This window comes from Haemophilus parainfluenzae (assembly GCF_014931375.1).
GTDB lineage: Bacteria > Pseudomonadota > Gammaproteobacteria > Enterobacterales > Pasteurellaceae > Haemophilus_D.
In genome coordinates this window covers 41,234-55,112 of sequence record NZ_CP063117.1, presented here as the reverse complement: position 1 = coordinate 55,112, position 13,879 = coordinate 41,234, and the positions used below count along the sequence as shown (strand labels likewise).

At 39.9% G+C, this 13,879-nt stretch carries 16 protein-coding genes; 13 read left to right on the top strand and 3 right to left on the bottom strand.

From position 1 onward, the window contains the following. Window positions 1-6: 6 nt before the first annotated feature. Both INP95_RS00260 and INP95_RS00255 read right to left on the bottom strand, forming a co-directional pair. Window positions 7-1,386 carry a GspE/PulE family protein gene (locus INP95_RS00260; protein ID WP_049384520.1) on the bottom strand — a complete coding sequence of 460 codons (1,380 nt, stop codon included), beginning with the start codon at window positions 1,384-1,386 and terminating at the stop codon, window positions 7-9. Window positions 1,387-1,392: 6 nt separating this feature from the next. Further along, entirely contained in the window at window positions 1,393-1,836 is a 444-nt protein-coding gene (locus INP95_RS00255; protein WP_049369499.1) for a prepilin-type N-terminal cleavage/methylation domain-containing protein, read from the bottom strand. Between the two features lie 142 nt (window positions 1,837-1,978). Between INP95_RS00255 and ampD the strand changes: the two genes are divergently transcribed. The 6 genes from ampD (at window position 1,979) to tadA (ending at window position 6,622) form a co-directional block, all read left to right on the top strand. Next, window positions 1,979-2,542, top strand: coding sequence for a 1,6-anhydro-N-acetylmuramyl-L-alanine amidase AmpD (gene ampD / locus INP95_RS00250; RefSeq protein WP_049371639.1), 564 nt, complete (start codon window positions 1,979-1,981; stop codon window positions 2,540-2,542). Between the two features lie 484 nt (window positions 2,543-3,026). Next, entirely contained in the window at window positions 3,027-3,620 is a 594-nt protein-coding gene (gene rppH, locus INP95_RS00245; protein ID WP_049384519.1) for an RNA pyrophosphohydrolase, read from the top strand. After that, window positions 3,620-4,414 (top strand): sulfite exporter TauE/SafE family protein, encoded by a 795-nt coding sequence (locus INP95_RS00240; RefSeq protein ID WP_070776080.1) that lies wholly within the window; start codon window positions 3,620-3,622, stop codon window positions 4,412-4,414. The genes rppH and INP95_RS00240 overlap by 1 nt, the downstream gene beginning before the upstream one ends. 8 nt (window positions 4,415-4,422) lie before the next feature. Further along, on the top strand, window positions 4,423-5,229 hold the full coding sequence (gene lgt, locus INP95_RS00235; protein WP_197560667.1) for a prolipoprotein diacylglyceryl transferase: 807 nt from the start codon (window positions 4,423-4,425) through the stop codon (window positions 5,227-5,229). A 13-nt stretch (window positions 5,230-5,242) separates the two neighbouring features. Next, window positions 5,243-6,094: a thymidylate synthase gene (locus tag INP95_RS00230; protein ID WP_049384516.1), complete on the top strand. Its 852-nt coding sequence runs from the start codon at window positions 5,243-5,245 to the stop codon at window positions 6,092-6,094. A gap of 9 nt (window positions 6,095-6,103) precedes the next feature. Next, window positions 6,104-6,622: a tRNA adenosine(34) deaminase TadA gene (gene tadA, locus INP95_RS00225; protein WP_152682592.1), complete on the top strand. Its 519-nt coding sequence runs from the start codon at window positions 6,104-6,106 to the stop codon at window positions 6,620-6,622. Here the strand turns inward: tadA and ung are convergent. Beyond that, a complete protein-coding gene (gene ung, locus INP95_RS00220) occupies window positions 6,619-7,293 on the bottom strand; it encodes a uracil-DNA glycosylase (RefSeq protein WP_258172059.1) in 675 nt (224 codons plus the stop codon). The two genes, tadA and ung, sit on opposite strands and share 4 nt — an antisense overlap. Before the next feature lie 248 nt (window positions 7,294-7,541). Between ung and grcA the strand changes: the two genes are divergently transcribed. From grcA to INP95_RS00185, 7 genes are all read left to right on the top strand, one after another. Continuing rightward, complete coding sequence (gene grcA, locus INP95_RS00215; protein WP_005697846.1) at window positions 7,542-7,925, top strand: autonomous glycyl radical cofactor GrcA; 384 nt, start codon at window positions 7,542-7,544, stop codon at window positions 7,923-7,925. A gap of 168 nt (window positions 7,926-8,093) precedes the next feature. Next, window positions 8,094-9,890, top strand: coding sequence for a translation elongation factor 4 (lepA, locus tag INP95_RS00210; RefSeq protein ID WP_032827441.1), 1,797 nt, complete (start codon window positions 8,094-8,096; stop codon window positions 9,888-9,890). A 9-nt stretch (window positions 9,891-9,899) separates the two neighbouring features. Then, window positions 9,900-10,949, top strand: coding sequence for a signal peptidase I (gene lepB, locus INP95_RS00205; protein ID WP_005700021.1), 1,050 nt, complete (start codon window positions 9,900-9,902; stop codon window positions 10,947-10,949). Window position 10,950: 1 nt separating this feature from the next. Beyond that, a complete protein-coding gene (gene rnc / locus INP95_RS00200; protein WP_005699979.1) occupies window positions 10,951-11,634 on the top strand; it encodes a ribonuclease III in 684 nt (227 codons plus the stop codon). Continuing rightward, a complete protein-coding gene (gene era, locus INP95_RS00195; RefSeq protein WP_005695525.1) occupies window positions 11,631-12,545 on the top strand; it encodes a GTPase Era in 915 nt (304 codons plus the stop codon). The genes rnc and era overlap by 4 nt, the downstream gene beginning before the upstream one ends. Before the next feature lie 78 nt (window positions 12,546-12,623). Further along, window positions 12,624-13,229 (top strand): CDP-alcohol phosphatidyltransferase family protein, encoded by a 606-nt coding sequence (locus tag INP95_RS00190; RefSeq protein ID WP_197560666.1) that lies wholly within the window; start codon window positions 12,624-12,626, stop codon window positions 13,227-13,229. Window positions 13,230-13,240: 11 nt separating this feature from the next. Then, window positions 13,241-13,873, top strand: a complete 633-nt coding sequence (locus INP95_RS00185) for a lysophospholipid acyltransferase family protein (RefSeq protein WP_197560665.1) — start codon at window positions 13,241-13,243, stop codon at window positions 13,871-13,873. Window positions 13,874-13,879: the final 6 nt, after the last annotated feature.

The following is a 13,879-nucleotide window of genomic DNA, read 5'->3' as shown; positions in this document are numbered from 1 at the left end:
TGTTACCTATTTTTTACCTAACACGCGTTGAATTTCGGCGAGATCGGTGACGTGATCTTTTACTTTTTCTAACGCGCTTTGATAAAGTGAATCGAAATCAGTTTGGTAGCGATTGTTTTCGCATTGTAAAAATTGATACACACCAATACGACCTCGATATCCCTGATGGCAATCGCAAGAATCACTAAAATGTTGGCCGCACTTTAAGCAACGTTTACGCACCAATCTCTGTGCGATAACTAATAAGAGACTATTTTCAATTTCGTGAGATTGAATACCTAGTTGTTGCAAGCGTGAAATCGCTGAGATGGCATCGTTGGTATGTAAGGTAGAAAGCACTAAATGGCCGGTTTGAGCGGCTCTTAATGCCATCAATGCACTTTCTTCATCTCGAATTTCACCAAGCATAATAATGTCGGGATCTTGTCGTAAAAATGTACGAAGTAATCGGCTAAAATCCAAACCGATTTGCGGATTTACTTGAGTTTGAATGATGCCTTCTAATTCAATTTCAACGGGATCTTCTGCCGTCATAATGTGTTTATCTGGTGTGTTGAGCCATTGAAGTGCAGTATAAAGCGAGATACTTTTTCCACTTCCTGTTGGGCCTGTCACCAGGATTAAACCTTGCGGTTGGCTGAGCGCATGTTGAAATTGACTTTGTTGGTTTTGTGTCATACCCAACTCAGCAAAACTTAGTTGGACAGGTTTATTTTGTTGTAATCGTAATACTGCTTTTTCTCCCCAATGCGTAGGCAAGGTAGAAAGGCGGAAATCTAAAATATCGGAAAATGTAGTTTTGAATTGAAAGCGGCCATCTTGTGGTAGCCGAGTTTCACTGATATCCAGTTTGGCTAAGAGTTTAAGGCGAGAAATTACACGATTGGCGAGCGCTTTACTAATAATCGGTTGCGGTTGGAGCACACCATCAATACGTAAACGAATTAAGAGCCCATTTGGCTGAGTTTCTAAATGAATATCGGAGGCATTTTTTTGCAGGGCTGTTTCAAAAATACTGTTTAATAATTGAATAACGGGTTCATCTTCATTAGCTAAATTAGCCGTGCTTTCGTCTTCTGAATGATGATAAAACGTGGTTTGCTCTTCGATTTGATTGGCTTTAGGTGCAAGGGATTGTAAAAGTTGTTTGAGTTGAGTCGTTTCAAATAAAATCGGTTCAACCAATTTTCCACTTAAAAAAGCAAAGGTTTCACAAGCCGCAAGATTATTCAGCGAATCCACCGCAAGCCATAAATGGTGTTCGTCTTCTTTAAGAGGGAGCGCAAAGTAACGCAGCAGCAATGATTGTTGCTGTTGGTTTTGTTGCCAATATTGTGGCGAGATATGATAAATCTCGCCATTTTTTGCGATTGCTTGATAAGCCATGTTTCGCTATTTAGCAGAAGAACAGAAGCCTGCAGGGAATAAATCAGCATTACTTGGGCAAGCAGTTGTCCAGGTAACACCTGATGAGGTTGAGCCTGTCGCCGTTAAAGAATAACTGATCCCATCCAATGCACCATTTCCAGTCACCGTAATCACACCTGATTTCGTGGTGATGGATTTGACATAGCCTTTTGCGGTAGTGATATCTGCTGCAATGCCATTTGAGCCACCTGAACAGTTTGTTGGGGCATTGGTGCTATAGATACATAGTTCCACATCAGATTTATAAGGTGCAGAAGCTTGTAACAATTCGGAGATAGCTGCTTTTTTGGTATAATTTTGATAAGACGGAATGGCGATCGTCGCGAGAATAGCAATAATCGCAATCACGATCATCAATTCAATTAACGTAAAACCTTTATGTAAAGGTTTAGAAAAAGTGAGTTTCATTAAATTAAATTTCCTTTTGGTTGAATAAAAAAATGCCAGGATTGGCTGCAACATTGTGTAAAAGGGAAAAATGAAAGTGAAACTGACCGCACTTCTTTTGCGATCTCGATCGCAAAAATAAAATTTAATCGCAGAAAAACAGATGAATAAGATAAAAAATGGCTGGTTAAGCCAGGCAAGAAAAGTGATTTCACCACATTTTGATGAACGTCCTGATGTAGAGGATATTTCATTACTCGTCATTCATTACATCAGTTTGCCGCCAGAACAATTTGGTGGTGGATATGTAGATGATTTTTTCCAAGGTAAACTCGATCCAACCATCCATCCCTATTTTGAGGAAATTTATCAATTTCGCGTGTCTGCCCATTGTTTAATTGAACGGGATGGCAAGGTGACACAGTACGTTAGTTTCAATGATAGAGCATGGCATGCGGGGCTTTCTTGCTTTGAAGGACGGGATAAATGTAATGATTTTGCGATTGGGATTGAGCTAGAGGGCAGTAATGAACAACCTTTTACAGCGGAGCAATACCAAGTGCTTGCTGCATTAACACGAGATATCATGCAAGCTTACCCGAAAATAACGCTCGATCGTATCGTTGGGCATTGCGATATTTCGCCTGGTCGTAAGATCGATCCTGGTCAATATTTTGAATGGGAACGCTATTTAGCGTTAGTCAAAAAAGGCTTGGATGAAAAATAACCACTAAAATTTTTACTTGAATGTGAATAAGATGATTTCTGTGAATAATCGTTATCTTTATGAAATTAAAGATAAAATTTTTCCTCAAAGCTCTATGGTAAAATGCTAAGAAGAGTTATGCAACAGTCACCATTTGCTCAATCACAATTTTATCCACAGAAATATTGAATAACTCACAGCTGTTATTTCTTCACCAAGCCAGGAATGTTTAAACTAAAAAATGGCTGAATTTTTGACCGCACTTTGATGAGAAAAAGTGCGGTCATTTTTTTTGGAAAATTTTTGATTAAAGGTTATGCAAAAATGAAAAAAATGAAGTGTGAAAAGCGGTTTTTAATTTTTATACACAGTTAAATTTAGACTATCCAAGTGTTACCCACAGAGTTATCCACAATAGGGTAAATATGCCCATTCGGTTGATAAAAAAGCGAATTTATGAAACAATCTGCAAATTATTTTTGTACAAAATTTAAGGTGAACGATAGTGATCGATTTTGATGGCTACCGTCCAAATGTAGGCATTGTCATTTGTAATCGCAAAGGGCAGGTGCTTTGGGCTAAACGATACGGGCAGAATTCGTGGCAATTCCCGCAAGGTGGAATTAACGATAATGAAAGTGCCGAACAAGCCATGTATCGTGAATTATATGAAGAGGTTGGTTTGCAACCCAAAGATGTGAAGGTGCTTTACGCGTCTAAACATTGGTTGCGTTATAAGCTGCCGAAAAGATTGCTGCGTTATGACAGCAAACCCGTGTGTATTGGGCAAAAACAACGTTGGTTTTTGTTGCAATTAGTGGGGGATGAAAAAAATATTAATATGAACACAACAAAATCACCAGAATTTGATGGTTGGCGTTGGGTAAGTTTTTGGTATCCCGTACGTCAGGTTGTGTCCTTTAAGAAAGATGTTTATCGCAAAGCGATGAAAGAGTTTGCCCAAGTGATGTTTGGCAACGAAAAAACATTGCTTGAAAATTCGCAAGAGCATGAGACAAATAAACCTTATCATGCGCCGCGTAAAAATGGTTCTTCTAAATATCAAAAACGTTCGTTTTATAAATCAAGGGGGCAATAATGCTCACTTTTATTTTACTTTGTTTGCTTGTCGGGTCTGTGGTTGGTTTTCTTGCCGGATTATTTGGCATTGGTGGTGGGTTAATTATCGTCCCTACCTTGGTTTATTTATTGCCGATGGTAGGCGTACCTGAACCCTTGCTGATGTCTACCGCATTAGGGACTTCATTTGCAACCATTGTGATTACTGGATTTTCTTCTGCACAGCGTCATCATAAACTAGGTAATATAGTCTGGAGTGCCGTGAAAGTATTGGCACCGATGGTGATGATCTCGGTCTTTATCTCTGGTTTGTTTATTGGCAAACTTGATCGTGATGTATCAGCCAAAATCTTTGCCTGTTTAGTCGTATATTTAGCGGCAAAAATGGTGATTTCTATTAAGAAAAACACAGGGAAAACCAAACCTTTAACAACACAAGCATCTGTTATCGGTGGTATTTTAATTGGGATGGCATCAAGTGCAGCAGGCGTTGGCGGTGGTGGTTTTATCGTGCCATTTTTAAATTCCCGCGGGATTGATATGAAAAAATCTATCGGTTCTTCTGCATTCTGTGGCGCGCTTCTTGGTTTATCAGGCATGTTTAGCTTTATGGTGAGTGGTTGGGGTAATCCTTCCATGCCAGATTATTCCCTAGGTTATGTTTATTTGCCTGCCGTGCTTGGTATTACGGGCACTTCATTCTTCACTTCTAAACTAGGGGCAACAGCAACCTCCAAACTCCCTGTCCCAACCTTGAAAAAAGGCTTTGCCTTGCTATTAATTGCGATCGCAGTTGATATGTTTATTAAATAAGGAATGTTATGAATTCAGAATTTTTGATGCTTCCGCATTTTGATCCGACTATTTTCACTTTTGGTAATAGCAATATAGGGTTGCGTTGGTATGGTTTAATGTATTTATTAGGCTTTATCTTTGCTCGTTGGCTAGCGGTTCGTCGTGCCAATCAACCAAATAGTGGTTGGACAGTCGATCAAGTGGATACGTTACTTTTTAATGGCTTTATGGGCGTGTTCTTAGGTGGTCGCATTGGGGATGTTTTCTTCTATAATTTCGATCATTTTGTACAAGATCCGCTGTATTTATTTCGTGTTTGGGAAGGGGGAATGTCATTCCATGGTGGATTAATTGGGGTGATTATCTCAATGATTTGGACCTCTTATTCTCAAAAAAGAAGCTTTTGGCAAACGGCAGATTTTGTGGCGCCCTTGATTCCATTTGGCTTAGGGATGGGACGAATTGGTAATTTCATCAATTTAGAACTTTGGGGACGAGAAACAGATGTCCCTTGGGCCATGATTTTCCCAAATGATCCATTGTTATTACCTCGCCATCCTTCACAGCTTTATGAGGCGTTCTTAGAAGGTTTCGTGCTGTTTATTATTCTGAATGTCTTTATTAAAAAGCCTCGTCCTGTAGGTTCGGTAGCAGGATTATTCCTTGTTGGTTACGGGATTTTCCGTTTTATCGTTGAATATGTCCGTGAGCCTGAAGTGGAATCTTTCTTAGGCATCATGACTCGTGGACAAGCGCTTTGTTTGCCGATGATTATTGGCGGTGGGTTAATTATGGCATGGGCATACAATCGCTCGAAAAGTGCGGTTCATTAGTAAGGAGTTTTTTATGAAACAATATTTAGATCTTTGCCGACGTATTGTAAATGAGGGTGAGTGGATTGCTAATGAGCGTACTGGTAAGCGTTGCCTTACAGTGATTAATGCGGATTTAGAATATGATGTTGCTAATAATCAATTCCCCTTAATTACCACGCGAAAAAGCTATTGGAAAGCGGCAATTGCGGAGTTTTTAGGTTATATTCGTGGTTATGATAATGCGGCAGATTTCCGTAAACTTGGCACCAAAACATGGGATGCCAATGCCAATGAAAATGCCGCTTGGCTTGCCAATCCACATCGTAAAGGCACCGATGATATGGGCCGCGTCTATGGTGTACAAGGTAGAGCATGGCGTAAACCGAATGGCGAAACCATCGATCAACTTCGTAAAATTGTGAATAATTTAAGTCGAGGTATTGATGATCGTGGCGAAATCCTGACTTTCTTCAATCCAGGCGAATTTGATTTGGGTTGTTTGCGTCCTTGTATGCACACTCACACATTTTCCTTAGTGGGCGATACATTGCACTTAACCAGTTATCAGCGTTCTTGTGATGTGCCACTTGGCTTAAACTTCAATCAAATTCAAGTTTTTACTTTCCTTGCATTAATGGCGCAAATTACTGGTAATAAACCGGGTAAGGCATATCATAAAATTGTAAATGCGCATATTTATGAAGACCAACTAGAGTTAATGCGTGATGTGCAATTAAAACGTGAACCATTCCCGTCACCACAATTAGAAATTAATCCTGATATTAAAACCCTTGAAGATCTTGAAACTTGGGTAACAATGGATGATTTCAAGGTGGTGGGCTATCAATCTCACGAACCAATCAAATATCCTTTCTCTGTTTAGGCGTTTAACGTGCGGTCAGATTTAGACGAGAAATTTATGCAACACGCTCTGATGCTTGCCGATCGTGCAGAAGCACTCGGTGAGATTCCTGTCGGGGCGGTGTTGGTGGATGATGAAGGAAATATTCTCGGTGAAGGCTGGAATTTATCTATCATTGAAAATGATCCAACCGCTCACGCTGAAATTGTCGCATTGCGTAACGCAGCGCAAAATATTCAAAATTATCGCCTGCTCAATACCACACTCTATGTCACCCTTGAGCCTTGTACTATGTGTGCGGGTGCGATTTTACATAGCCGCATTAAACGTTTAGTCTTCGGTGCGTCAGATTATAAAACGGGGGCAGTAGGTTCTCGCTTTCATTTCTTTGATGATTATAAAATGAATCACACATTAGAAATTACCTCTGGCGTGCTCGCAGAAAAGTGCGGTCAGAAATTGAGTGATTTTTTTAAAAAAAGACGAGAGCAGAAAAAGGAAGAAAAGCGGGAAAAGAATCTCCCGCTTGATGTTGAGTCGCAATCTTAAACTTGCCAATCAATTTCAGTTAAACCATGTTGTTTTAAATATTCGTTAGTTTTAGAAAAATGATGACATCCTAAAAAACCACGATGTGCAGAAAGGGGAGAAGGATGTGGGGCAGTTAAAACATAATGACGATTGCGATCAATAAATTGCCCTTTTTTCTGTGCATGACTTCCCCAAAGTAAAAATACGACTTTTTCACGGTGTTCATTAAGTGCTGCAATTACTTGGTCTGTAAAAACTTCCCAACCAAATTTAGCGTGTGAATGTGCCATGCCGCGCTCTACAGTTAGTACGGTGTTAAGCAGTAGTACACCTTGCTCCGCCCATTTCACCAAGTAGCCATGATTTGGCATTTGAAAACCAGGAATATCATTAGTCAATTCTTTATACATATTCAGCAGAGAGGGCGGAATGGCCACTTCGGGTTTTACCGAAAAAGCTAAACCGTGCGCTTGATTTGGGCCATGATAGGGATCCTGTCCTAAAATAACGACTTTCACCTCATCAAATGCCGTATATTTAAAGGCATTAAACACTTCGTCTTGCGGAGGGTAAATAGTTTTCCCCGCGAGTCTCTCTTGATGAACTTGTTGTAGAATGTGTTTAAAGTAAGGTTTTTCTTTCTCTTGACCGATAACATCTGTCCAGGTTTTCATTCTGTATTTCCTTATTGGATAAGCTTGAGCACATTATAAATGAAATTGCTTAGAAAGGCTTCATTCGAGTTATGTTAACAGTTTGTTAAAAGTTAGAGTGTGTTGAGGCCTTGCTGTGGCTGAAACTTTAATCTAGATCAATTTTCAAAAATTAGTCAGAAAAAAGAACCTGTTTTAGGTCAAAATTAATTGAATTCTTCAAATAGTTTGATAAAATTTGCACAGTTTAATAAATATACAACCGCCAAATTAGGAGGCACTTTATGATCAAAGGTATTCAAATTACTCAAGCAGCAAATGACAATCTTTTAAACTCATTCTGGTTATTAGACAGCGAAAAAAATGAAGCTCGTTGTTTATGTGCAAAAGCTGAATTCGCAGAAGACCAAGTAGTAGCAGTGAGCGAATTAGGCCAAATCGAATACCGTGAATTACCGGTAAACGTAGCACCAACTGTTAAAGTTGAAGGTGGTCAACACTTAAACGTAAACGTATTACGTCGTGAAACTTTAGAAGATGCAGTAAACAACCCGGATAAATACCCTCAATTAACTATCCGTGTTTCTGGTTACGCAGTACGCTTCAACTCTTTAACACCAGAACAACAACGCGACGTTATTACTCGTACTTTCACTGAAAGTCTATAATTTCAGTTTGAATGGAAAAAGAAACCCCGAAGTAATTCGGGGTTTTGTTTTATCTAAAAGGTTTGAAAATTTGACCGCACTTTTCCCTTTCATCCCTAGCGATTTCCGCGCTTTTCAGGTACAATCCGCCAGTTAAATTTAATGATTTTTGAGAAAACTAATCTATTTATGAAGAATATTCGCAACTTTTCTATTATTGCCCATATTGACCACGGTAAATCGACCCTTTCTGACCGATTAATTCAGACCTGTGGGGGGCTTTCGGATCGTGAAATGGAAGCGCAGGTGTTGGATTCCATGGATCTTGAGCGTGAGCGCGGCATTACCATTAAAGCCCAAAGTGTAACCTTAAATTATCAGGCCAAAAACGGTGAAACTTACCAATTAAACTTTATCGATACACCAGGGCACGTGGACTTCTCTTATGAAGTATCGCGCTCTCTTGCAGCTTGTGAAGGGGCATTATTAGTTGTGGATGCAGGACAAGGCGTAGAAGCACAAACCTTGGCAAACTGCTACACCGCCATTGAAATGGATTTAGAAGTCGTGCCGATTTTAAATAAAATCGACTTGCCAGCAGCGGATCCTGAACGTGTTGCAGAAGAAATTGAAGACATAGTGGGTATTGATGCGATGGAAGCGGTACGTTGTTCGGCGAAAACCGGTGTAGGTATTGAAGATGTATTAGAAGAAATTGTTGCGAAAATTCCTGCACCAGAAGGTGATCCTGATGCACCGTTACAAGCGTTGATTATTGACTCTTGGTTCGATAATTATTTAGGCGTGGTGTCATTAGTTCGTATTAAGAATGGTGTGTTGCGTAAAGGTGACAAAATCAAAGTAATGTCCACTGGGCAAGCTTACAACGTCGATCGTCTAGGTATTTTCACGCCAAAACAAGTGGATACAACAGTATTAAATACCGGCGAAGTAGGTTGGGTTGTTTGTGCGATTAAAGATATTTTAGGGGCCCCAGTAGGGGATACCTTAACCCATCAACACAATCCGGCAAGTCATGTATTGCCAGGCTTTAAGAAAGTAAAACCGCAGGTTTATGCTGGTTTATTCCCTGTTAGCTCTGACGATTATGAAGCTTTCCGTGATGCGTTGGGTAAATTAAGCCTAAATGATGCATCACTTTTCTATGAGCCAGAAAACTCGACGGCTTTAGGTTTTGGTTTCCGTTGTGGTTTCTTGGGGCTTTTACACATGGAGATCATTCAAGAGCGTTTAGAGCGTGAATACGATCTTGATTTGATTACCACGGCACCAACTGTAATTTATGAAGTCGAAATGACCAATGGTGAAGTAGTTTATGTGGACAGTCCATCAAAACTGCCACCGTTAAATAATATTGCGGAAATTCGCGAGCCCATTGCGGAATGTAATATGTTGGTACCACAGGAATTCCTAGGTAACGTGATTACCCTTTGTGTGGAAAAACGTGGCGTACAAACCAATATGGTGTATCACGGTAACCAAATTGCATTAACTTATGAAATCCCAATGGGCGAAGTAGTATTAGATTTCTTCGATCGCTTGAAATCAACTTCTCGCGGTTATGCCTCTTTGGATTATGGTTTCAAACGTTTCCAAGCGGCAGACATGGTGCGCGTGGATATAATGATCAACGGTGATCGTGTTGATGCGTTAGCGTTAATTGTTCACAAAGATAATGCGCCTTATCGTGGTCGTGAGTTAGTTGAAAAAATGCGCGAGCTTATTCCACGTCAACAATTTGATATCGCGATCCAAGCAGCGATTGGTAACCACATTATTGCTCGTTCAACGGTAAAACAATTGCGTAAAAACGTATTAGCAAAATGTTATGGTGGTGACGTGAGTCGTAAGAAAAAACTCTTACAGAAACAGAAAGAAGGTAAAAAACGAATGAAGTCTTTAGGTAACGTGGAAGTACCGCAAGAAGCATTTTTAGCGATCTTACACGTTGGTAAGGATAAATAGGAAAGAGCTATGTCGAATGTATTTTTTATTCTGTTGTTAGTCGTGGGCTTTGCCGGTTGGAAAGCGTTAGACCATTTCCAACTGCCTAACACATTTAGCATTTTATTGCTGATTTTGACCGCACTTTCTGGCATTTTATGGTGTTATCACCGCTTTGCCGTGATGCCAAGACGTCGTCGTCAAATCGCACGCGCAGAACAACGCTCAGGCAAAGCATTAACGGATGAAGAAAAAGCGAAAATTGAGCCTATTTCAGAAGGCTCAGAATTTATTTCTTCGCTTTTCCCTGTGTTATCCGTGGTATTCCTTGTGCGTTCATTTATTTTTGAGCCATTTCAAATTCCATCTGGATCAATGGAAGCGACCTTGCGCGTAGGGGATTTCCTCGTCGTGAACAAATATACTTATGGCATTAAAGATCCTATTTTCCAAAATACGATTATTGAAGGTAACAAACCAGAACGTGGTGATGTAATTGTGTTTAAAGCACCGGAGCAAGCGTTACTTCGTACAAGTTTAGGGGCAACACGAGCGGCTTATGCTGAAAATCTTGCGTTAACATCTAAAAACAATATGTCTGGTGTAGATTACATTAAACGTATTATAGGGAAAGGCGGTGACCGCATTATCCTTGATGTTGAAAAAAGTGCTCTAACACTGGTTTATGGCAAAGATGGCAAACCTTGCGAAGTAGATTGCCAAACTAAAGCGTTTGAATATAAACAAGAACCCACAAATCCAGCATTCCCAACGCAAGTGGAATATTTGGAAATCGGTGACGTGACACACAGTATTTTAGTGGAGCCAATGCGCCGTTATTCGGGGATTGAATTCTATCCACAAGAAGGCTTACCTACTGCTGAATGGATTGTGCCTGAAGGGCAATATTTTGTGATGGGGGATAACCGTGATCATAGTGATGACAGCCGTTTTTGGGGATTTGTACCAGAAAAAAATATCGTGGGTAAAGCCACTTATATTTGGATGAGTTTAGAAAAAGAACCAAATGAGTGGCCTACAGGCTTCCGTTTAGACCGTTTCTTTACAAAAATTAATTAATATGAATCATTTAGATCGTCTAGAACGAAAAATTGGTTATCAATTTTCCGATCTAAAAAATTTAAAATTGGCACTGACACACCGCAGTGCCTCCACTCAACATAATGAACGCCTAGAATTTCTAGGTGATTCGATTCTCAATTATGTCATCGCGGATGCGCTTTATCATCAATTCCCTCGTTGTAATGAAGGTGAACTTAGCAGAATGCGTGCCACATTAGTTCGTGAGCCAACCCTGGCGATGATTGCCCGCAATTTTGAGCTTGGGGATTATATGTCCTTAGGTTCTGGTGAATTGAAAAGTGGTGGCTTTCGTCGTGAATCGATTTTGGCGGATTGTGTTGAAGCAGTAATTGGCGCAATGGCATTAGATTCAAGCTTTGATAAAGCGGCAGATATTGTGCGTAGCTGGTATAAAACGTTACTCGCCGAAATTAAACCGGGTGATAACCAAAAAGATGCCAAAACGCGCTTGCAAGAGTATTTACAAGGTAAGCATTTTGCCTTACCAACCTATGAAGTAATAAAAATTGAAGGCGAAGCCCATTGCCAAACCTTCACCGTAGAATGTACAGTAAAAAATGTACCCAATATTGACCGCACTTTTATTGCGAAAGGTTCTAGCCGCCGTAAAGCAGAACAAGCGGCCGCAGAACAAATCTTAAAAACATTGGAAATTAAATGACCGAATTAAATCAAGAACAAGAGACCTATTGTGGCTTTATCGCTATAGTAGGTCGCCCAAATGTAGGGAAATCCACCCTGTTAAATAAAATTTTAGGACAAAAAATTTCGATTACATCTCGCAAGGCGCAAACTACACGTCATCGTATTGTGGGAATTAAAACGGAAGGTATCTACCAAGAAATTTACGTAGATACGCCGGGGCTTCATATCGAAGAAAAACGCGCGATTAACCGTTTAATGAACCGTGCAGCAAGCTCGGCAATCGGGGATGTAGATCTCATTATTTTCGTCGTGGATGGTACACATTGGAATGCCGATGATGAAATGGTGTTAAACAAATTACGTAATGCGAAAGCACCTGTCGTACTCGCCATCAACAAAGTTGATAATATTAAGAATAAAGATGATTTATTGCCATTTATTACAGATTTAGGCAGCAAGTTTAACTTTGCTCACATTGTGCCGATTTCTGCACAACGTGGTAATAATGTCCATCAATTAGAGAAAATTGTTCGTCAATCATTACGTAAAGGCGTTCATCACTTCCCTGAAGATTATGTAACGGATCGTTCACAGCGTTTTATGGCATCAGAAATTATTCGTGAAAAATTAATGCGTTTCACAGGGGAAGAGCTACCTTATTCGGTAACGGTTGAAATTGAACAATTTAAAGTAAATGAGCGTGGTACTTATGAAATCAATGGCTTGATTTTAGTTGAGCGTGAAGGCCAAAAGAAAATGGTGATCGGTGCTCAAGGGCAAAAAATTAAAACCATTGGTATGGAAGCGCGTGCTGACATGGAACGCTTATTTGATAATAAAGTACACCTTGAACTTTGGGTAAAAGTGAAGTCCGGTTGGGCGGATGATGAACGTGCCTTAAGAAGTTTAGGTTATATGGATGAATAAAAAACTTGAGTAATACTCTATACCGTCCTATTATTGGAAACATATTTATGTTTTTTAATAAAAACAAGGAGATGGTAGATGAGTATCTATGCCTTAAAACCCAAATTTCAGAATTTACTTCGACCTTTAGTTAGGCAATTAGCGGCAAAAGGCGTAACGGCAAATCAAGTTACGCTAATTGCCTGCTTACTTTCTATTTTACTCGGTGTGGTTCTCGCACTATTTCCGACATTTTCTTCTCTTTTCTTCCTTATCCCTATTTGGTTGTTTTTGCGTATGGCGTTGAATGCCATTGATGGCATGCTCGCACGTGAATTTAATCAAAAAAGTCGATTAGGCGTCTATCTTAATGAGATCACTGATGTCGTCTCTGATGCAGCACTTTACCTTCCTTTTGCTTTTGTCGCACCTTTTGATGGCGTTCAAATCTCAAGTATTATTTGGCTTGCCGCGTTGAGTGAGTTATGTGGTATTTTGGGGCAAGTTCAAGGCAAAACGCGTCGTTATGATGGCCCAATGGGTAAAAGCGATCGTGCGTTTGTGTTTGGTGTACTCGGTTTACTCTATGCGGTGAGTGGTAGTTTGCATTCACTTTTCTGGTGGGTAGCGAATATCCTGATTATCTTGCTCATCGTGACTTGTATTAAGCGAGTAAAAAATGGATTAGCGGAAGTGACGGAGTAATAGGAGTAAATATGATCGCGAGATTAATCGATTTTTTATTGTGTCGTTTTGCCTCTTTTATTACAGGTGTTCGACCTCAAGCAGCGATAGCTGAACAATCTTCAGAAGGGCATCGTGTCTATTTTGCTAATCATAACAGCCATGGTGATTTTATCTTACTTTGGATTTCATTACCTTATGAAGTGAGAAAGCAAACACGTCCTGTTGCAGGCAAAGATTATTGGACGAAAGGTGCGATTCGCCGCTTTCTAGCCTATAAAGTGTTTAATATGTTACTGATTGAGCGTAATAGCCAAGATCCAAAAGCAGCCATACGACAAATGAGTGAAGCATTAGTCAATGACTCCCTGATTATTTTTCCTGAAGGAACTCGTAAGATGGATGGTGATTTACCACTTCAGCCGTTTAAAAGTGGATTGTTTTATTTAGCCAAAGAAAACCCTGATTGTGAGTTTGTGCCCGTTTGGATTAGTAATATGAATAATGTTTTACCAAAAGGCTTTATTTTACCGATCCCATTATTATGTGATCTTTATGTTGGCGAACCATTAAAGATTGAGAACGGAGAGGCTAAAGAGGCCTTTTTAACACGTGCTCAATCAGCATTATTAAGTTTAAATGTCAGTGAAAAAGGCAAATCTTAGGAGCAA